The 20,082-nt window shown below is 37.9% G+C and carries 19 protein-coding genes and 1 riboswitch; of the genes, 5 read left to right on the top strand and 14 right to left on the bottom strand.

What is annotated here, in order from left to right; genetic code table 11:
* Positions 1–22: 22 nt before the first annotated feature.
* From rlmD to cax, 8 genes are all read right to left on the bottom strand, one after another.
* On the bottom strand, positions 23–1,402 hold the full coding sequence (rlmD, locus tag QNH20_RS06255) for a 23S rRNA (uracil(1939)-C(5))-methyltransferase RlmD (protein ID WP_283922051.1): 1,380 nt from the start codon (positions 1,400–1,402) through the stop codon (positions 23–25).
* Between the two features lie 99 nt (positions 1,403–1,501).
* Positions 1,502–2,233: a delta-lactam-biosynthetic de-N-acetylase gene (gene pdaA / locus QNH20_RS06250; protein WP_481858096.1), complete on the bottom strand. Its 732-nt coding sequence runs from the start codon at positions 2,231–2,233 to the stop codon at positions 1,502–1,504.
* Positions 2,234–2,324: 91 nt separating this feature from the next.
* Entirely contained in the window at positions 2,325–3,290 is a 966-nt protein-coding gene (locus QNH20_RS06245; RefSeq protein WP_283922049.1) for an NERD domain-containing protein, read from the bottom strand.
* Positions 3,291–3,572: 282 nt separating this feature from the next.
* A complete protein-coding gene (locus QNH20_RS06240; protein WP_283922048.1) occupies positions 3,573–5,117 on the bottom strand; it encodes a fumarate hydratase in 1,545 nt (514 codons plus the stop codon).
* A gap of 208 nt (positions 5,118–5,325) precedes the next feature.
* Entirely contained in the window at positions 5,326–5,523 is a 198-nt protein-coding gene (locus QNH20_RS06235) for an SE1561 family protein (RefSeq protein WP_283922047.1), read from the bottom strand.
* Between the two features lie 119 nt (positions 5,524–5,642).
* Positions 5,643–6,458 (bottom strand): YfkD famly protein, encoded by an 816-nt coding sequence (locus QNH20_RS06230; RefSeq protein ID WP_283922046.1) that lies wholly within the window; start codon positions 6,456–6,458, stop codon positions 5,643–5,645.
* A gap of 121 nt (positions 6,459–6,579) precedes the next feature.
* Positions 6,580–7,197, bottom strand: coding sequence for a YczE/YyaS/YitT family protein (locus QNH20_RS06225; RefSeq protein ID WP_283922045.1), 618 nt, complete (start codon positions 7,195–7,197; stop codon positions 6,580–6,582).
* 421 nt (positions 7,198–7,618) lie between these two features.
* On the bottom strand, positions 7,619–8,677 hold the full coding sequence (cax, locus tag QNH20_RS06220) for a calcium/proton exchanger (protein ID WP_283922044.1): 1,059 nt from the start codon (positions 8,675–8,677) through the stop codon (positions 7,619–7,621).
* A 222-nt stretch (positions 8,678–8,899) separates the two neighbouring features.
* On the opposite strand from cax, the gene QNH20_RS06215 reads away from it, so the two are divergent.
* Together QNH20_RS06215 and QNH20_RS06210 are read left to right on the top strand one after the other, a co-directional pair.
* Positions 8,900–10,075 carry an MFS transporter gene (locus QNH20_RS06215; RefSeq protein WP_283922043.1) on the top strand — a complete coding sequence of 392 codons (1,176 nt, stop codon included), beginning with the start codon at positions 8,900–8,902 and terminating at the stop codon, positions 10,073–10,075.
* Positions 10,076–10,477: 402 nt separating this feature from the next.
* Entirely contained in the window at positions 10,478–12,391 is a 1,914-nt protein-coding gene (locus QNH20_RS06210) for a heavy metal translocating P-type ATPase (protein ID WP_283922042.1), read from the top strand.
* A 295-nt stretch (positions 12,392–12,686) separates the two neighbouring features.
* On the opposite strand, the gene QNH20_RS06205 is transcribed toward QNH20_RS06210, so the two are convergent.
* Both QNH20_RS06205 and QNH20_RS06200 read right to left on the bottom strand, forming a co-directional pair.
* Positions 12,687–13,523, bottom strand: a complete 837-nt coding sequence (locus tag QNH20_RS06205; RefSeq protein ID WP_283922041.1) for a YihY/virulence factor BrkB family protein — start codon at positions 13,521–13,523, stop codon at positions 12,687–12,689.
* A 15-nt stretch (positions 13,524–13,538) separates the two neighbouring features.
* Positions 13,539–13,910, bottom strand: a complete 372-nt coding sequence (locus tag QNH20_RS06200) for a YtxH domain-containing protein (protein WP_283922040.1) — start codon at positions 13,908–13,910, stop codon at positions 13,539–13,541.
* A gap of 274 nt (positions 13,911–14,184) precedes the next feature.
* On the opposite strand from QNH20_RS06200, the gene QNH20_RS06195 reads away from it, so the two are divergent.
* Positions 14,185–14,409: a DUF1128 domain-containing protein gene (locus QNH20_RS06195; RefSeq protein WP_283922039.1), complete on the top strand. Its 225-nt coding sequence runs from the start codon at positions 14,185–14,187 to the stop codon at positions 14,407–14,409.
* Positions 14,410–14,606: 197 nt separating this feature from the next.
* Here QNH20_RS06195 and map read toward each other — a convergent pair whose 3' ends face one another.
* Positions 14,607–15,356, bottom strand: a complete 750-nt coding sequence (gene map / locus QNH20_RS06190) for a type I methionyl aminopeptidase (RefSeq protein WP_283922038.1) — start codon at positions 15,354–15,356, stop codon at positions 14,607–14,609.
* A gap of 277 nt (positions 15,357–15,633) precedes the next feature.
* On the opposite strand from map, the gene QNH20_RS06185 reads away from it, so the two are divergent.
* Positions 15,634–15,963 carry a helix-turn-helix domain-containing protein gene (locus QNH20_RS06185; RefSeq protein ID WP_283922037.1) on the top strand — a complete coding sequence of 110 codons (330 nt, stop codon included), beginning with the start codon at positions 15,634–15,636 and terminating at the stop codon, positions 15,961–15,963.
* 87 nt (positions 15,964–16,050) lie between these two features.
* Here QNH20_RS06185 and QNH20_RS06180 read toward each other — a convergent pair whose 3' ends face one another.
* Complete coding sequence (locus QNH20_RS06180) at positions 16,051–16,197, bottom strand: anti-repressor SinI family protein (protein ID WP_283922036.1); 147 nt, start codon at positions 16,195–16,197, stop codon at positions 16,051–16,053.
* Between the two features lie 29 nt (positions 16,198–16,226).
* A riboswitch (cyclic di-GMP riboswitch) is annotated at positions 16,227–16,318 on the bottom strand.
* A gap of 329 nt (positions 16,319–16,647) precedes the next feature.
* Positions 16,648–17,616, bottom strand: a complete 969-nt coding sequence (locus QNH20_RS06175) for a carbohydrate kinase family protein (RefSeq protein WP_283922035.1) — start codon at positions 17,614–17,616, stop codon at positions 16,648–16,650.
* A 523-nt stretch (positions 17,617–18,139) separates the two neighbouring features.
* On the opposite strand from QNH20_RS06175, the gene QNH20_RS06170 reads away from it, so the two are divergent.
* Positions 18,140–18,340 (top strand): hypothetical protein, encoded by a 201-nt coding sequence (locus QNH20_RS06170; RefSeq protein ID WP_283922034.1) that lies wholly within the window; start codon positions 18,140–18,142, stop codon positions 18,338–18,340.
* Positions 18,341–18,370: 30 nt separating this feature from the next.
* Here the strand turns inward: QNH20_RS06170 and hutH are convergent, their stop codons facing one another.
* Entirely contained in the window at positions 18,371–19,897 is a 1,527-nt protein-coding gene (gene hutH / locus QNH20_RS06165) for a histidine ammonia-lyase (protein WP_283922033.1), read from the bottom strand.
* Between the last annotated feature and the right edge of the window lie 185 nt (positions 19,898–20,082).

Genomic DNA, 20,082 nt, shown 5'->3' with positions numbered 1-20,082 from the left:
TTCTATATCAACTGCTTTTCTATTATACCAACTCCAACCGCGCTACCGCTTCACAATGCGCCGTCTGCGGGAACATATCCACCGGCTGAATGTATTTGACATCATAATTTGAACTCAAGGTTTGGATGTCTTTTGACAAGGTGGACGGGTTGCATGAGACATAAATAAGTTTCTCTGGTTTAACTTGTAAAATAGTTTGAATCAGCTGTTTGTCTAGACCGGTTCTTGGGGGGTCGACAACAATAACATCCGGCTTCCAGCCTTTTTTGACCCATTTAGGCAGTACCTCTTCGGCTTTTCCAGGAACATACTTGGTATTAGTGAATCCGTGACGTTTCGCGTTTTTCTTGGCATCCTCAATTGACTCCGGGATCACGTCCATACCCCGGATCTCTGCTGCTTGATCTGCTAGCCATAACCCGATTGTTCCCACACCACAATAGGCATCGACCACTTTTTCTTTTCCCGTCAATTCTGCTGCTTTTTTAACTTCATTATAAAGTTTAATTGTTTGAGAAGGATTTAATTGAAAAAATGTTCTTGCTGATAGCTCAAATTGCAAATCACCCAATGTTTCTTGAATAAAATCTTCGCCAGCTAGTTTTACCGTTTCCTCGCCGAAAATAAGGGATGTTTTTTCACCATTAATGTTTTGGACAACTGATTTCACGTTGGGCAGCCGTTTTTGAATTTCCTCTATGATGAGTTCTTTTTTGGGAAGCTCTTTTTTCGTTGTAATCAAAACCACTTGCAGTTCACCCGTTTGTACACCGACACGGGTGACAATGGTTCGGACGATACCTTTTCTAGTTTTTTCATTATAGATGGGAATGTGTAAATCCTCGAGAATTCGTTTCACCTTGGCGGTTGCTTCATTTGTTTGCGAATGCTGAACTGCGCATTGATCAATATTAATCAACTGATGCGAATTAAGCCCGTATAGTCCAGCAAGTACCTTGCCGTCTTTTTGACCAACTTGAAAACTGCTTTTATTACGGTAACTCCATGGATTTTCCATACCAATGGTTTCACGAATTTCGAGCTTGTTAAGAGCTAGTTTTGTATGGCGCTCGAGCGATTGGATCACAATATCCCGCTTTTCCTTAAGCTGCTGATCGTATTTCAAGTGCTGAAGCTGACAGCCGCCGCATTGCTCATAAACAGGGCAAAGGGGCTTGACACGATGCGGCGATTTAATGCGAATCTTCTTTATTTTCGCCTCTGCATATTTAGGATTAATTTTTGTTGCCTCAACGACAACTTCTTCACCTGGAAGAGCTCCTGGCACGAAGACAACCTGTTTTTTAAAATAACCTACACCTTCTCCGTTAATGCCGAGCCTTTTTATCGTTAAAGGGAATGTCTGATGTAATTGAATTTTGATACTTTGTTCGGTTTTCATTTTGTTCACTCCAAATTTTTCATAAAGCTTAAGTTCCCCGTATTATAGCATGATTCACAACGAAAAGCCGAATTCCTGACGAAATCCAGCTTTGTTATCTTATTTAAACTTATCAAGACTTTTAAATTTGTAGCCTTTCTTTTTCAAATCTTTGATCGCTTTTTCAAGTGCATCAGCATTGTCTTTAGAAACGGAATGAAGCAGCAGCACGCATCCAGGGTGGATTTGCCTCATAATATTATCGTACGAGTATTGCCATCCTTTTTGCTGGTTAATATTCCAGTCGACGAAAGCGAGTGACCAGAATACATGCGTGTATCCTTCTTCCTTTGCAATTTTCATCGTTCTTTCGCTAAAAACTCCTCGTGGCGGACGCAAGTACTTCATTTCTTTTTGTCCCGTTATTTCTTTTGTTTTGATTTTTACCTTTTCGAGTTCATCACGAATTCTTGCATCATTCACGGCTGTGAAATCGGGATGACTCCAAGAATGGTTACCAATGATATGTCCTTCTTTAACTATTTGTTTAGCAAGTTCAGGCTCTGAAATTAAAAAATGCCCTGTCACAAAAAAAGCAGCAGGAACCTTTTCCTTTTTTAGGACCTTAAGAATCTTCGGGGTATAGCCATTTTCATAACCGCTGTCGAAGGTTAGATATAATGTTTTTGAATTGGGATTACCTTTGTAAAAAGCACCATGCTTTGCAAGAATTTGGTCATACTCTGCTCCCGCTTCCGGCTGCTGCTCATTAACTGCTTTTTTAAATCCCCAGTGAATCGGTTGATTGGTCACTGCTGCGTATGTAGCATTTGGAATTAGTATGAGCAGCATACTTAGGATGCTGATTATTCTTTTCATCCATGTTCCCCCTGTATTTATTTTTATTAGTGTTTGTTTTATATGAAAAAAAATAATTAGCATATTAAGGAAATGGGTGTGGTTGATGGTAGATTCGTCCTCTTTGAACTCCAGTTGACGGTAAGTGAAGTAATGTTAATTGGTAGGTAGAGGCCCTTCTTGATGGGAGATGGAGATATTCACGTAATTCTGAATTTGTTATAGAGGTATTAATTAGAAGAAAATAGTCATTTATCGCTTCGAGAAGTGTATCTTTAGAAAGCTGTTGACAAACTGGGCACTTCCAATTATTCCTTTTATAGTGCATTGGTATAAACGAACAGTTTTGACAACGAACGCCTGTTAAAATATCTTTTTTATCTATACCCATCGTTTGTAAAAAATCTGTTCTAATTGGAGTGTTTTTATTTAAAACCAGCCTTTTTATTTTTCCAATTGTTTTTTGATCGACTCTATCCTGGGTGTAGTATTTCTCCAGCTCCTCAATTTTCTTCAATAGATTGCTGGCCTTACAAATCTTTTTTTCTCCTTCGGCATATCCTGGCGCGATTTTAATTTCTGATGAAGATTTAGTAAACACAACAAGAGTTTCAATTGGAATTGCAGGAATTTGATACTTTTGAAAAAAATAATGTAAAAGTAATTTATGCCTATTCACTTGTGCGATTGGATTTTCGTAGATCACTTTTGATTCATTAAATTCTTGAGTTAATTGAAGTTTTTCAATAAAAAGTGTTCCAGAATAATTTTTTGATTCGAGGATAATTATTAATTTTGTGGAAAGGAGATGAGCATCCATCTGGAAGAAAGACTTTTCCGCTGGAAGACGCAGACCATGAAAAATATGATAGTTTTTTTGGGGAAGTAATCCAAGAAAATAGTTTAATGTTTTTTCTCCCTGGTATCCAGAAGCTAATTTCCTTATTTTTACTTCAACATCATTCCTCATAACATGATTAATAGGTAATCTTCTTTGGGTAGCTTCCGCTTGCTCTAATATAATGGGTTTAATTAAGTCTAAATCAAACAAAATATCCCCTCCTATTCTAATTTATGGTATATTTCGACATTGTTTTAACCCATTCCTGCACTAAATACAAGAATTTTTTTACTCTTCATTTTGCTGTCAAAATTAATGAACAAATTTTTTGAAGTTATGAACAAATAATTTAAGGATATGAACAAATCTAGGACGATATGGACAAATTCACTTAAGTTATGAACAAATTTCATTGCGATATGAACAAACGCCCCCCTTCAAGCTACGTAAAAAAAAGGATAGACGCCCACTCTGCGCCTACCCCACATAATCTTATTTAAAAACTGCTTCCTTAAACTGTGCTAATTTTTCCAAAGAAGATTTGTCAACATCAGCGTGCAGGCTATTTCCGTGTGAATCCATGGTGACAACGGCTGTGAAGCCCTCGACACGAAGATGCCACATCGCTTCAGGAATACCAAATTGCATCAAGTCAACACCTTCGACTTTTTTAATACAATCAGCATAATATTGTGCTGCACCGCCGATCGCATTCAGGTACACACCACCATGCTCCTTAAGAGCAGCCAATGTTTTAGGTCCCATACCGCCTTTACCGATAACCGCGCGAATCCCAAATTTCTTCATGATATCGCCTTGGTATGGTTCCTCACGAATACTTGTTGTTGGCCCGGCAGCCTTAACGTGCCACTCTCCAGCTTCGTCCTTTAATATAACTGGACCGCAATGATAAATGACTTGGCCATTTAAATCAACAGGGGCATCGTGATCGATCAAAAACTTATGAATTGCGTCACGGCCTGTATACATTAATCCGTTAATTTGAACAACGTCGCCAACCTTTAACGAGCGAATCTTTTCTTCTGTAATTGGTGCCTCTAATGTAATCACTTCTTCAGCAGAAGCTGCAGCTGTTTCTTTCTCTGCTTCCGTAGCAGCAAAATCAATGAACTCACCATCTTGATACATCCATTCATTAATTTCTCCGCTAACAGCATCAACGCTGACACCTAAGCGGCGGAATGCCCAGCAGTTGTAGGCAACAGATACGTAGAAGCTGGCAGGAATTCGGTTCATGACACCGACTTTACATCCTAGTAAAGTCGCCTCGCCGCCAAAGCCCATTGTTCCAATTCCTAATTTATTTGCATTTTCCATAACATATTCTTCAAGCTTACGGAGATCTTCGTTTGGATTAACGTCATCTACAGAACGGAATAACTGTTCTTTTGCTAAATCATATCCTGATGAACGGTCGCCGCCAATTCCGACGCCGATAAAACCAGCGCTGCAGCCTTGGCCCTGTGCCTGGTAAACGGAATGCATGACACACTTGCGAATACCATCAAGGTCGCGGCCCGCACGTCCTAGTCCTTCTAACTCACATGGCAAGCTGTATTGAATGTTTTTATTTTCACATCCCCCGCCTTTTAAAATCAGACGGACATCAATGTAATCTTTTTCCCATTGGTCAAATTTGATAACCGGGACCCCCGTACCTAGGTTATCACCACTGTTTTCACCTGTTAATGAATCTACAGAGTTTGGACGTAATTTGCCTTCTTTTGTAGCCAACACAATCGCATTTCGAATTGCTTCCTTTAATTCCAATTGGTTAACACCAACTGGAGTTTTAATTTTAAACGTTGGCAGACCTGTATCCTGACAGATTGGAGACACTTGGTCATCCGCCATTTTAATGTTATTCGTGATGGTAGCAAGGCTCATAGCTGCACTCGTGCCAGCGTTTTCCTTTTCCTTCGCAGCCAAAACTGCACGACGAACATCCTTTGGAAGTTTTGTAGAAGTTTCAACAACAAGCTTGTACATACTTTCCTGGAATTTTTCAATATTCAATTCGAGTACCCCTTTCCCTTTCCCTTTCCCTTTCCCTTTCCTTTTCCTTTTCCCTTTGTTCCCCAAATTATTCTATTTAAAATATTACAACTTTTTGCACGCTTCTATTATACTCCTATAGCCGTAGTATTTAAAGAATAAGCTTGCAAGCGGATACATGGAAGTTTGAGGTAATCCACCTACATCCACCAATAAAAAGAGCCTGCTTTTAAACAGACTCACTTACTTCACGATTATTGAATTCTCTGCATTTAGATTCCATGTCATTAAGCAAAGAAATTAAACGGTCAATATCTTCAAGATCCGTATCCTCTGGATCAATGGCATCGAGCACATCGATAAACATATTTAAACGCTGTTTTAAAAAATCAACCTGTGAATTTTTATCTTGAATTGGACTTCCCAAGCTATATCTCTCCTTTCATTAATGTTTTCATCCTACCGAATAATTAGAGCTTTGACAATTAGTTTGTCCTATTTAACAAAAATAAAAGACTCCTGCTGCTAGGAGTCCTTTTGCTCAAATTAGCGTGGTCGTTCTGAAGCTGCGAAGCCAAATGAAACATAATCCTGAACTGGAATCCAGGCACCGATCCCTTGAGAGGTAACGTTTTTAATAACGATAAACTTTTTGCTTCCTTTAAGCATTAAATATACTTCTCCATAGGTTACTTTCCCTTTTTCATTAACACCGGGCGCATAAGCATATAAGTATCCCAAGCGGTTGGCAGGGATATTATAAATATGATCATTTTTCGTTCCAGCCCCGATAATCGTTTCAAATGCGAGTGGCAAACGAGTTTTTTCCATTGCCTTTAAAAGCATCATCTTTTTCACATCTTCGGCATTGGCAATTTTGGCTGTCAGCCCGCCACGGACAATCTTTTGTGCCTCTTGAACATACTTAATTTGATATGGCACACCACCGCCGCGATTATCAAAGTAATTTGTATTAATCTTTTGGTATTCCCAATTTGGGGAGGTTTCTGATGATTCGTAGTTCAATGGCCATTGACCAAGGTAAATAATTGCACGATATCCAACAGCAAATGGACTGTTGTTAATACTCGACTCATTGAGCATACGAATCAAATCAGGATTTTCAATTTTTTCTTTTGAAGAATTGATTAACTTTCTGGTTAAATCACTAGGCTTCAGCTTTGGCAGGTCTTGAGTGGAATTCGGATACGTATTTTCCTTTGAAATGTTCCGAACTGAAACTGGGACTTGATATTTTACTGGAGCTGGTGCCTTTTTTACCGGTGCCTTTTGCGCGAAAACAGGCGGAATAAAGGTTAGCATTAATAGCAGTGTCATAAGTAAAGAAATATGTTTCTTCACAGGGTAAACTCCTTTCACTAGTAACATTAATCATGTCTCTACCTAGTTTTTTCGGAGTTCATAAATATTATCCATTTCAAGCAATTATTTTCAGGGATTTCCGCCTGAACGACTTTTTCAATTAATATTTCGCCTGCAGTTGCTTCATTAATTTTTCAAAGTAAGGAAAAAATAATTGGATCGCTGGTCCCACTGTAAAAGTAATGATAATCGTTCCGTACGAAATAGGTCCTTTTAGAAAAAAAGCAGGCACCAATGCTGTAATTTCACCAAGTGTTTTTGCCGTCATTAAATTCACATGAAGACGTTCCTTTATTGCTAACATAAAATTGTCGATTGGACTTTGAGGGAACTTTGCCTGCAAATAAATCGCCGCCCCAAAACCAATGATAAGGATCCCTACCAGCAACATTCCCAATTTAGCGATAAATTGTTCCATTGAAAATAAATCAAAAACAGTGATCAACCAAAAATCAACTAAAGAACCAATGAAAATAATTGTTAACAGTGAAAGCAGATCAGGTCTACTTTTTAATAAAAGGGAATTGACCATGACTAAAACTGCACCGTCAATCATCACCCATTTCCCAACCGATAATCCTACCTTTTCAGTTAGGACAACATTGAGGGCATCCCAGGCCCCTACTCCAATATCTGCTGCTTCAATTGTCATACATACACCAAAAGTCATAATCGATAACCCGATAATAAAAAATAATAGCCTTATAAAAAATTTCATTATTCGCTCCTTAAAAATTGGTAAAAAAGCAGGAAAAATATAATAATCAGACTATTTACAAAATTTTAATATAAGTTTATACTATATTTAACCTTTCAAAAAAGGAGGGCTGTAATCAATCGGCTAACCATTTACTTATTTACATTTAAGGAGGTTGGGATTCCCGTCTTATATGAAATTCAACACTCGTGTTTTTCTTGCCTTAAACTAAACATGAAGGTTGGTGATTGATGGTCCCAGAGAAAGCGATTGATTTTAAAACCCTAATAAAAATATTGCTGTTTCATTATAGCACAGCAAAAAGGATTAACTCCGTACATTTGAAAAAGTAAATATTTTTAAAGCAAAAGAGACTCTAGGCCCTTGGGCTTAGAGTCTTTATATTGGGTGCCTGACACCAAAAGTGATATTCTAAAGGTCCTTATAGTAAGAAAAAGCCAATCCCCATAATTACATAAGCTGCCAGCAAGGTCAAACCTTCAAACCAATTGGATTCACCGTCGTTAGAGATGACAACCATTAGGAGTACCGATGAAACCATTGCAATCAATTCCTGCAAACTGAATACCAGCGGCATCGATTTGTCAAAAAACAGCGAAATAAGGACAAGCACTGGCAGCACAAACATTGCAATTTGTAAGGTAGATCCTACTGCAATTTCAACAGCAATATCCATTTTATTTTTATAGGCCATTAAAATCGCTGAAGCGTGTTCCGCGGCATTACCAACAATGGCTACAATGATTACCCCGATAAAGAGCTCAGTCCAACCGAAAGCCTCTCCTACATACTCAAAAGTATGAACAAGATGCTCGGATATATAGGCAACAGCAAGCGTTGCAACCAAAAGCACGGCGATCGCCTTGCCTTTCCCCCATTCCGGTTCCTCCTCTTCATGAGCCGTATTTTCCGTCCCAGATTGATAGACCCCCCGGTGTGTAACGAGTTTAAAAAATAATGCCGCGAGATAAAGGAGGATAAGGATAACAGAAATTCCAACACTTAATGATAGAGTTTTCGTTTCATTCATATTCATTGAAAATACTTCAGGAATGACAAAAGCAATCATTACCGCAAACATCAGCAGTCCTGAATTATGCCTGGCGTCAAATACGTTAAATTTCTGCCGCTTGAATTTTAATCCGCCGACAAAAAAGGAAAGACCGGCGACCAGAAGCAGGTTTCCCAGTACGGAACCTGTTAATGAAGCTAAAACAACCCCTATTAATCCTGCTTTTAAAGCAAATACCGAAATAATCAGCTCAACCGCATTTCCAAAGGTTGCATTTAAAAGCCCCCCTATTCGCGGGCCTGCCACAATGGCAAGACTTTCGGTTGCCCTGCCCATATAGCTGGATAAAGCAATAATCGTTAAACAGTAAAGAATAAATAGAATAATACTCGGCCAATGCATCAGTGTTCCAATGACAGAAAGTGGAACCCCAATGAATGTCAATAGCATAAATATTTTTTTAGTCAAAGCCTTCCCTCCATAGTCTTTTTTTATCACATCTTTTTTTCTACCCTTATATGTTTTTTCCACATTCACCTAAATTAACCTAAATTCCATTAAATGTCTAGATGAAATGATCAATATGGACAGGCATAAACCACTTTATTCATTTTTAACCAAAAGAACCATTATCTTGTTATAATAAATAATTGAGTACCAACACCAATTTATTTTCTTAAGAGGTAAAAAATGATAAATGTAAACACAAATTTTAGATTTTGGATATTAGTCAGTATTGTGTCGATCTCAGGTTTCAGTCAAGGTATGCTTCTTCCACTGATAGCAGTGATTCTTGAAAACAGTGGGATTTCGTCTTCATTAAACGGATTGAATGCGACCGCACTATACATTGGAATACTTTTAGTATCCCCATTTATGGAACAACCGCTTCGAAAATTTGGTTATAAGCCCGTTATCATTTTTGGTGGTTTGATGGTTATCGTTTCATTGGCATTGTTTCCGTTATGGAAAACATTTTGGTTTTGGTTTATTCTAAGGCTTTTCATAGGTGTCGGAGACCACGCTTTGCACTTCGCAACACAGACGTGGATTACTTCATTTTCACCCGAAAACAGACGTGGAAGAAACCTTTCTCTTTATGGGTTATTCTTTGGGATTGGGTTTGCAACGGGACCATTAATGACACCACTGGTCAATATAAATGAGGCTCTTCCTTTCATGTTATCTTCTGCTTTATGTTTAGTGGGATGGGTCTTTTTATTTGCTCTTAAAAACGAACATCCGGATCAAGAAATAAAGGTTAATTCATTCGCTGCCACTTTAAAACGCTTTTCACAAGCATGGAAATATGGGTGGGCTGCTTTCTTACCTCCACTTGCTTATGGGGTATTAGAGTCATCTTTAAATGGAAGTTTTCCAGTCTATGCTTTAAGGATTGGGCTTGATGTCAAGCATGTTTCACTTCTTTTGGCTTCCTTTGCTATTGGTGCAATTGTATTTCAGCTTCCATTAGGTATTTTGAGTGACAAAATCGGTCGTAGAAATGTACTAATAACCATATTATTCCTTGGTTTTATATGCTTTATCACAGCCAGTTTCTTAGAGCAATCTTTTTTCTCGCTTGCTGTTTGTTTATTCTTAGCAGGAATGTTTGTTGGTTCAACGTTCTCACTTGGCATTTCCTATATGGCTGACTTAATGCCCAAAAATTTATTCCCTACAGGAAATCTCATGTGCGGGATCTTTTTTAGTCTCGGTAGTTTAATTGGCCCAACTTTAGGAGGATTTTTTATTCAGTACTTTGAAAACATTAGTTTCTTTCATATTATTAGTACATTATTTTTTATTATCTTTTTAATAATTACATTAAATAAGGAAAAGTCCTTGATTACGGTAAATGATTAATACTATCTAATAAAATTCATCATCACATTATTTTGGAGCAAATTCATATCTTAAAGCATAGAGTGTATGGTAAAATTAGATAAAATATATTGAATTGTGAGATTATTGCTGTCATCACTTTGATGACAGCTTTCGTGTTTTTTAGGGGTAGTGAGTTTGATTATTCTTATCAATTACACCTTCAATTCATTCTTGTTAGCAATACAAATCACAGAAACAGCTTATCTCTCTCAAGCAATTGATAATAATTATTATTTATGATTAACCACTCTAGCTATAATTCCATATATTATTAGACATTACACTGAATTTCATTCTCAATTAAACTCTAATATTATCAATTAGAATTGACATAGTTTTTTGCTTACAGTACAATCAAATTAATAAGGGGGGAGATACACAATGAGTTCAAATGCAAAATCACTTACAAAAAAAGTACAGAATATTAGTTTCATAGAAAAAATCAAACCACATGCAGAACTGATTGCTGCGTCTTTAAGTGGAGTTTTGATTGCTGCCGGCTGGCTGTTTGATAAATATGGGAATGGTGTTGATTCTATTGTTGCCTACCTGCTGGCATTTGTAATCGGCGGTTTTGCTAAAGCAAAGGAAGGCATTGAAGCCACATATGATAATAAAGAACTAAACGTAGAAATGTTGATGATCTTTGCTGCGGTTGGTTCAGCCATTATTGGGTACTGGACAGAGGGTGCTGTATTAATCTTTATTTTTGCTGTCAGTGGTGCGTTAGAAACCTACACGATGAATAAAAGCCATAAAGAAATTTCTTCTTTAATGGAGCTGCAGCCGGAAGAGGCTTTGCTTATCTCAAACGGTTATGAAAATAAGGTTCCCGTTTCTGAGCTTCTTGTCGGTGATCAGATTCTAATTAAACCGGGTGAACGTGTCCCATCAGACGGAACGATTATCAAAGGACAAACCAATATTGATGAAGCGGCGATTACAGGCGAGTCGATGCCTGTCTCCAAGGGTGAACAAGAGGAAGTTTTTGCTGGAACCGTTAATATGACAGGCTCGATTACTGTCCAAGTGACAAAGGCGAGCAATGATACACTTTTTCAAAAAATCATTCAGCTCGTTCAATCAGCTCAAAGTGAAAAGTCACCATCACAGCTTTTCATTGAACGCTTTGAAGGAACCTACGTAAAGGTTGTCCTGCTTGTGGTGATTGCTATGATTTTCCTGCCGTACTTTTTACTCGGCTGGAGCTGGCATGAATCCTTTTATCGAGCAATGATTTTATTAGTGGTCGCCTCTCCTTGTGCCCTTGTCGCTTCGATCATGCCTGCTACCTTATCAGCCATCTCAAATGGAGCCAGACATGGAATTTTAGTTAAAGGCGGCGTCCATCTTGAAAATTTAAGTCATTTAGAAGCCATAGCTTTTGATAAAACTGGCACACTAACAAAAGGAAAGCCTGAGGTTACCGAAGTGATTGTAAAAGATGGGCTGGAAAAAGAAAATCTCATCTGGAAAGCTGCTTCGATTGAAAGCCATTCAAACCATCCGCTTGCACAGGCAATTGTTAAATATGCGAAGCAGACTATAAGTAAAGAACTATTCCATCCAAACAGCCTTGAGGATGTCCCTGGCTGGGGTGTGAAGGCAGAAATGGATGGAGACCAATGGAAGATTGGAAAAGCAGCTTTTGTTGGAAAAGAAAATGTCGACAAGTTTGCTGGTGGAAAGGCCAAAGTCCTTGCAAGCCTTGGCAACACACTAGTATTTATTAAAATTAACGGTGAGCTAAGTGCGATGATTGCTATGAAGGATGTAGTTCGTGAGGAAACAAAGGTTGCAATCGATCATTTAAAGAAACAAGGCATACAGACAGTGATGCTAACCGGCGATAGTGAAAAAACAGCCCGTGCCATAGCGGATGAAAGTCATGTGGATGAATTTTTCGCGGAATGTCTCCCTGAAGAAAAAGTGGATCAGCTTAAACTACTGAAAGACAAATATAAAACTGTTGCAATGGTCGGTGATGGTATCAATGATGCCCCCGCATTAGCGATTGCCAATGTTGGGATTGCGATGGGGGAAGGGACAGATGTAGCCCTTGAAACAGCAGATATTGTACTAATGAAAAATGATTTGCCAAAAATTTCAGAAGCCATCCGCCTTTCACAGCGTATGAACAAAATCATCAAACAAAATGTTATTTTCTCCATTACAGTAATCATGCTTTTGATTGCATCCAATTTCTTTCAGATGCTCGACTTACCGTACGGTGTTATCGGTCATGAAGGCAGTACCATCCTTGTCATCTTAAATAGCCTTCGATTATTAAAATGATAAAGAAAACTCGCTGATTGGCGAGCCCCTAGGGCGAAGACAGAGGCGAAGTTCACTTATGCTTTAGGAAAGGGCTGGGTACTCCCAGCCTTTCTTTATATGTCGAATCCTTTTAGTGATATCCGTTAGAGCCGTTTGCCGATCCGGACGTTTTATTTCCTTTACTTCCTTTTCCTTTTTGCTTTGTACTGCCATCTTTTTTAGTATGCTTTGTCATTACTTAATACCTCCCTTAATATTGGGTTACCCCTCCATCATAGTTTAGGCAGATGAACTTTTTTCATTAAGGAAAGTATTAGCAGTTCGACCGATTTTTTTCACTATAAAAGGCATTGATTTCTCCGCCAAGTATAATAATGAAAGCGGATATGTATAACCAAATCATTAAAATAATAATAGCTGCAATACTGCCATAGGTTAGTGAATAGTGACCAATATTCCCGACATAAAAGGATAAGGCCATTGATGACAGAATCCAGCCAAATGTTGCAAACGCAGCTCCAGGAAAAGCACTTCGGCAGCGCAGCCTCACATTTGGAGCAATCCAATACAAACCAGTGAAAATAAGGAATAAAATAATCGCACTAACAAGCCAGCTTAACATATTCCAGAGCTTGATGAATTCAGTTTTATAGCCTAATTTTGAAAATAGAAAAACACCTATTTCCCTGCCGAATATCGGTAGAACAATCGCAAGGATAAAGACAAAAATCATCCCAAAGGTTAATAAAATAGCCGTGCCTCGGGAGACGATGAAAGAGCGGCTTTCCTTCACATTATAAGCCTTATTAAAAGCCCTCACAACGGCATTTATCCCATTAGAGGCTGACCAAATCGTCCCGATAATCCCGAACGAAAGCAAACCGCCATTCCGATGATTCATGATTTCATTTACATTTTTTTTAATTAACTCCATCGCTTCTGCTGGTGCGAAATATTCAATCATCCCAAGCATATCCTGATGTGGAATCGGGATATAAGGTATTAGCGTAAATATGACAATTAGGAGTGGAAACAAGGAAAGAAGAAAAAAGTAGGCCAATTGAGCACTTAATCCTGGAATATCATCTTCCTCGATCCGATGCCAAAGCAATCTAAGCAATGAAGAGCGTACATTCGCTTCCTTGTCCATTTCCATCCTCCTTCTTTAAATGATTTTCTCCTCTTCACCCAATACTTCTTCGATCAGATTTGTATTTTCATTCTCTGTAAAGGAATCTTTCGTTTCTTTTAGAATATCAGTTACCTGAGGTGTCAGCTCCTTTAATTCCTCAACCTTATCTGTAATAAAGGATATATCTTCACTAACCTGTTCATAGGTTGACTTGATTTTTGCTGCTGTCCCCTTTACTTTTTCGGATATTTCTCTCGGATTTCGCACAATATAGGCAGCCTTGCTGGAAGTTTTTTGGACGTTTTCCTTCATAGCCTCACGGGTTTGTTTGTCTAATAAGCTAATGGCTCCGCCCGCAATGGCACCGATCAGCATTCCCTTCCAAAATTGATTTTTCCTTGTCATCTTAAACTCTCCTTCCACCATGATAAATATCATGAATTAATCCAAATAAAAATAATACCTATTTAATCCTACCCATTTATTTTGCTTTATCTATCATTCCTATGCAAGTCTCACCTGATAACTTTTATTTACCTTTCATTGGATAAACTATATGGTTCAACTAACAATCAATGGGGGTCTTACTGCCCGTTAATGCGGGATAAAGGAAGTTTATATTGACAGATACTATTTAAAATGAAAAGATGAAATTATTAATTCGGAAAGGGTGCCCGAAATGAATTTATCAGAAAAATCCGTCGAAAATGTCGAATATATGATTGAACAAATAAAGGAAAAACTAAAGGTACTAAACCTCGGAGCAATTAAACCTTCTCACTTCGATGAAGAAATGTACGAAGAATTAAAGGAAATTTACGAAATGGTACTGAAAAAGAATTCATTTAGTCCTAATGAAATGCAAGCGTTAGTTGAAGAACTTGGAAATCTCAGAAAAAAATAAGGTTCAACTAACAATTAGTGGGTATTTTTTCCACCCTCCACTAATTGTTAGTTGAACCAATCGGGCTTTTACGGGCAGTTGATCCACCACTTATCCTTTTTAGTTCACACAATTTAGTTGTGGATCTTATTGCCCGTTAATGCGGGATAAAACAAAAAACCCGTTATTGTAGTAAATAACGGGTTTTTGTTTTGATCTTATTTCTGTTCTGTTAAGATAATTGGTCCATCTTTTGTAATTGCAAGTGTGTGCTCATATTGTGCTGAATATTTACCGTCAAATGTTCTTGCCGTCCAGCCATTATCATCCATCTTCGTTTGGTATCTGCCGATGTTTACCATTGGCTCAATGGTAAACACCATACCTTCTTTAATTCTTGCACCTTTTCCTGGCAGTCCATAATGTGGAACGTCAGGTTTCTCGTGAATCACTGCACCAATACCATGGCCAATAAAGTCTCGAACTACAGAAAGACCTTCACTTTCAACATAGGTTTGAATTGCATGGCCAATATCACCAATGCGATTACCCACAACAGCCTGTTCAATTCCCTTGTATAAAGCTTCCTTTGTTACTTTTAATAAATGATCCGTTTCCTCAGAAACCTTGCCAACTGCGTAAGACCATGCCGAATCGGCCAAGGCTCCATTGTAATTAACAACCATATCAATCGTTACAATATCGCCATCTTTTAATGGTTCCTTTCTTGGAAAGCCATGACATATTTCGTCGTTGATGCTTGCACACGTTGCATATTCATAACCTTTATAGCCTTTTTGTTCAGGTGTTGCTCCATTTTTACTTAGAAAGCCGTTAACAAACTCCTCTATTTCCCACGTTGTTACACCTGGTTTTACTAATTTTGCAATTTCTTTATGACAGGCTGCAAGAATATCTCCAGCCTTTTTCATCGCTTCAATTTCTCGTTGTGATTTAAGGACAATCATTTAAGAGGATCCCCTTCCTTTTTGTTTATTTTTATGTATAGTTTACAATATCGTTCAACAAAGCATCATTATACTTAAGAAATTTTACCTATAGATTGGCAACACTCTTAATATTACCTCTAACTGCACATTTTTTCAAAATTACTTGCCGTAAAACTCTGAAACGCTCATTTCGATGTTCATTTTATTGCAATATTCACGTGTTCTTGATATGGTACTTTTCCATTCATTTTGGTAGAATAAACATATTAATATTAAAATAGGTGTGTGAGACCCCATGATTGGTGACCGCGTTAAAAAATTCCGCTTAGAAAAGAAAATGTCACTATCCGAACTTGCTGAACAAGCGGGAGTTGCTAAATCTTATTTAAGTTCACTTGAAAGAAACCTGCAAAAGAATCCTTCTATTCAGTTTCTTGAAAAAATTGCTGTTGTTTTGAATCTTCCAGTTGAGCACTTGATTCATGAGCAAATTGACAAGACTGAATTGGATAACGAGTGGTTGAATCTGGTACAAGAGGCTATGACCTCGGGGATATCAAAAGAACAATTTCGCGACTTCCTTGAATTTAATAAATGGCGAATTAATCAAAATAATAATGAGTAAGCATACGTGTCTTAAAGAAAACATTCGTTTCGCAAGAAGAAAAGCATTCTACAAAAATGTCGTTTTTTGTAGAATGCTTTTCACTTTTTAGTATGTACTTGATGCTTCTTTTTGACTATCTGGATAAAGAAAATTACGAACATCTTCAATTGAAAGTCCAAGGTCTCTTGCTTCCAATATGAGCTCCATCCATTCTTGATCGATTACATCCACATCTCTTTCTCTAATAAACATTTTCTCACTCCTAAAATACATTTCGCATTCCAGGCAGCCCGGCCACCATAGCAAGTTAAATACTTCCCTTAGATCCTCGGCTTTGCGTCCCTGCTTTTCAACAGGTTTGCCTTTTTCTGTCAACAGTACAACTTAAGTATTACCGATTTCCTTCTATGTTTGTCTCCTGATAGGTCGATTTACTTAATTCAAAATGATATGTTAATTATATCTAGTCCTTTTATAACAGGGTGTTACATTTTGTCGCTTTTTTTAATTTTCTAACTTCTTTTTCACACAAAATATTCCATAATTCCACAAAAAACTTCCTCTATTTTACAATTCAAATAAAAAAGGGAAGGAAATTAAGGAAGATTCCATCCCACAAATTTATTCTATTCATTTTTAAGCTGGAATCAATCAGCATCCCAACTGTCGCATTATATGTATAATAAGGTAGATTTGCATGATTCATCGTTGGCTTAATCCCTTACTAAAGTATTTTTGAAATGTTTCCTGTAATGATTGTTGATTTAATTCAGGGCTTACTGTATCGCTCGTCTGTAGGGTAATTAACGAACAGGAGATACCTATTTTGCAGGCATCTTCTGTACCGAGACCTTTTAAATAACCAAATAATATCCCTGCAATAAGTGAGTCCCCCGCGCCTGTAACCTCTACTATCGGTACACTAGGTGGGACTAATGCTCCTGCCTCACCATTGTTTGTAAAATATATTAAGCCTTTCTCTCCCCTTGTAATTACGACTTTCTCAACACCCTTTGTCAAAATTACTTCTGCTGCACGATAGTAGTCACCTTCCGAGTTAATATTTAGTTTTGATAAAGCTTCAGCCTCTTTATGGTTAGCAATCAGCCATGTAACACCTTCTAAAGAAGCTGGTAATTTATCAGTTTTCGGAGCAGATACTGGAGCAATACAAATAGGTATGCCAGTGTTTTTACAGCTACTTATCACTTGACCGATAACCTTCGCAGGAAAATTCGTATCCAGTAAGATCATTTTTGCACTTTGAAGATGATGCAAATTGTTTTCGAAGAAATATTCCTTCACGTCATTGTAAATTGTCATATCTGCAAGGGCAACCGCCATTTCACCATCTTCATCAAGCACCGCTGTGTAAGTTCCCGTGGATTTTCCATGAATTATTTCTGTAGGGCTAACATCTACATAGTTTTTTGTATTTTGGAGTATCCATTCCCCTTCAGGGTCTGCTCCTATATATGCTAATAAAGAGGCCTTCAGTCCTATCCGCCCTGAATTTTCCGCGATATTTCTAGCCACTCCACCTCTTGTTTTTGTGCTAATAGCTGGGTTAGATGTTCTGTTAGCCAATGGTTTCAATGCTCGGATTTTCCGATCCACATTCGCACCGCCGATACAGATAATATCGTATATTTTTGTCTCCTTCATGTTCATCGTCAGCACAACTCCTTTGGAAACATAGTAAAGTAATTCAGAATTGAAATAATTTCTCCTACTAACAATTACGATATTTATTCTTGAAATCCTTTTTAAAAAAAATGGAATATTTTATAGGATTAATAAAAAAGAGGATAAAATAGTGTTTAGATTGTGGATTGGTCATGGATAAAATTTAATGCTATTGGAATTTGTCTAAATTGTGACTGTTAGCATATAATATTAACAACATTTCAATATACTTAATATTACAAATATTAACACAATGGTGGTGGAAGCTTGTATGACGGTTATTCATGTTTTAAATTATTCAATTCCTATTGCGTTTATTGTGTTCGCTGGTATTATGCTTGATCGAATGTGCAAACCCGATAAACATGAAAAAAAAGCTGGTGAAGAGTGAAAAGAAATTCACTTCTTCAGCCAGCTTTTTTTGTTAAAAAATAGAATTCTTTTTGGAAAGTAATTATTTCACCAATGTTTGGGTATGCTACATCCGAAGATGAAAGGAGTGTTGAGTTTGGCACGCGGAGAACATTTTGAACATAAAAAGAAGAACCATCCTGGTAATTTTCCAGAAAACAGTTTAACGGAAAAGCATGGAAAAGAAGCTATAGGTGATGAGGAATTCCTTGTTACCCGGGAAGCTTTTAAAAATAGAGTTGAGGAAGATGAAGGACGAGGAGATACCGCCCGCTGGCTGCCAGACCAGACAAAGTAAAAGGCGTGAAATTTTCACGCCTTTTTCCAATTAATATTGACCTTTTTCCATGCTTAAATCTCTTATAAATTGTGAAAATTCAATGGTCTTTAACCACTTAGCCGCTTTTTCGATATCCTTTGAGAAAATACGGTCTTGCTTAATAGAAGGAACCTGTTCCCGTCCTTTTTGATAAAACATTTTTGTGTAGCTTGCCATTTTATCCACACCGCGGATTTCTACTGCCTGCATCGCACAAATCAACTCAATGGCAAGGACTCTTCTTACGTTCTGAATAATTTGATAAGCATGTCTTGAAGCGATTGTACCCATACTCACGTGATCCTCCTGATTGGCTGATGATGGAATCGAATCAACGCTCGCAGGATGAGCAAGTGTTTTATTTTCTGATACAAGTGCAGCAGCGGCATATTGCATAATCATTGCCCCTGATTGTAAGCCTGGTTCAGGACTTAAGAATGGCGGCAGGTCGTTTAACTGTGGATTAACTAATCTTTCAATTCTTCTCTCCGATATATTGGCTAGTTCTGCCACAGCAATTTTCATAAAATCCATTGCAAAAGCAATCGGCTGTCCGTGGAAGTTCCCTCCTGAGATTACTTTTTCTCCATCATCAAAAATTAATGGATTATCGGTTGCTGCATTCATTTCAATTTCAAGTTTTTCTTTTACATAATCAAGGGCCTGCCAGGAAGCACCATGAACTTGAGGGATACAACGCAGTGAATAGGCATCCTGAACCCGAAGCTCACCCTGTTGTGTTGTTAATAAACTATCACTTAAGTAACGGCGGATTCTTGCTGCTGTATCAATCTGCTGTTTATAGCCCCTTGCCACATGTACCTCTTCCGCAAAAGCATCGATGATCCCATTCAGACCTTCGATTGTTATCGAGGCAATTAGTTCACTTTCATGTGCCAGCTGCTCGGCCTCCAAGTAGCCAATAACGCCCATTGCGGTCATCGCCTGGGTACCGTTAATAAGAGCCAGACCTTCCTTTGCTTCTAAGGTTACTGGTAAGATCCCCTCTTGCTTGTATGCCACAAGTGAATCCACTCGTTCCCCTTTATAAAAAACTTCGCCTTCGCCAATCAACACTAAAGCAAGATGGGATAGCGGCGCCAAGTCACCACTTGCACCAAGGGAGCCTTGCTGCGGGATGACAGGAATAATGTCCTTATTCACTAATTCCAATAATTTCTCAATCACAAGGGGTCTTATCCCAGAATACCCCTTTAAAAGTGCGTTCGCACGAAGGAGAACCATTGCTTTTGCAACAACCTCTGGAAAAGGATCGCCCACCCCGCACGCATGAGAGCGAATTAAATTAAGCTGCAAATCTTGTACATCGTCTTGGTCAATCAAGACATCACTAAATTTTCCAAATCCGGTCGTAATCCCATATACTACTCTTGATTCAGAAACGATTCTCTCTACTGCTGACCGGCTTTTTTGTACAGCCTCTATACTCTTTTCAGATGCTATAACCTTTTGCTTACGGTATAAAATATCTTTCAATTGCTCAAGAGTTAAACTATTACCTGTTAGCGTTATCATATTTCTCGCTCCTCTACCACTTTAGTATAATAAAGAAAGAGGCTGGATTCCTAATCAAATTAGATTTGGAGTCCAGCCTCTTTTATAAATAAATTTAAATATTGACCTATTTTTTGGGGATGCCACATGCGTCATCATTCCAATCTATAAATTATTCTTATGATAATTATTGTATGTGATGAAAA

It is taken from the genome of Neobacillus sp. WH10, from assembly GCF_030123405.1.
GTDB lineage: Bacteria > Bacillota > Bacilli > Bacillales > Cytobacillaceae > Neobacillus.
The sequence above is the reverse complement of the archived record's forward strand: the minus strand, read 5'-3'. Positions and strand labels throughout refer to the sequence as shown.

What these genes read in the sequence shown, in the direction of transcription:
- rlmD (WP_283922051.1), bottom strand. Translation starts at nt 1,402, where the DNA reads ATGAAAACCGAACAAAGTATCAAAATTCAATTACATCAGACATTCCCT.
- pdaA (WP_481858096.1), bottom strand. Translation starts at nt 2,233, where the DNA reads ATGCTGCTCATACTAATTCCAAATGCTACATACGCAGCAGTGACCAAT.
- QNH20_RS06225 (WP_283922045.1), bottom strand. Translation starts at nt 7,197, where the DNA reads ATGAAATTTTTTATAAGGCTATTATTTTTTATTATCGGGTTATCGATT.
- QNH20_RS06215 (WP_283922043.1), top strand. Translation starts at nt 8,900, where the DNA reads ATGATAAATGTAAACACAAATTTTAGATTTTGGATATTAGTCAGTATT.
- QNH20_RS06210 (WP_283922042.1), top strand. Translation starts at nt 10,478, where the DNA reads ATGAGTTCAAATGCAAAATCACTTACAAAAAAAGTACAGAATATTAGT.
- QNH20_RS06205 (WP_283922041.1), bottom strand. Translation starts at nt 13,523, where the DNA reads ATGGACAAGGAAGCGAATGTACGCTCTTCATTGCTTAGATTGCTTTGG.
- QNH20_RS06200 (WP_283922040.1), bottom strand. Translation starts at nt 13,910, where the DNA reads ATGACAAGGAAAAATCAATTTTGGAAGGGAATGCTGATCGGTGCCATT.
- QNH20_RS06195 (WP_283922039.1), top strand. Translation starts at nt 14,185, where the DNA reads ATGAATTTATCAGAAAAATCCGTCGAAAATGTCGAATATATGATTGAA.
- map (WP_283922038.1), bottom strand. Translation starts at nt 15,356, where the DNA reads ATGATTGTCCTTAAATCACAACGAGAAATTGAAGCGATGAAAAAGGCT.
- QNH20_RS06185 (WP_283922037.1), top strand. Translation starts at nt 15,634, where the DNA reads ATGATTGGTGACCGCGTTAAAAAATTCCGCTTAGAAAAGAAAATGTCA.
- QNH20_RS06180 (WP_283922036.1), bottom strand. Translation starts at nt 16,197, where the DNA reads ATGTTTATTAGAGAAAGAGATGTGGATGTAATCGATCAAGAATGGATG.
- QNH20_RS06175 (WP_283922035.1), bottom strand. Translation starts at nt 17,616, where the DNA reads ATGAACATGAAGGAGACAAAAATATACGATATTATCTGTATCGGCGGT.
- hutH (WP_283922033.1), bottom strand. Translation starts at nt 19,897, where the DNA reads ATGATAACGCTAACAGGTAATAGTTTAACTCTTGAGCAATTGAAAGAT.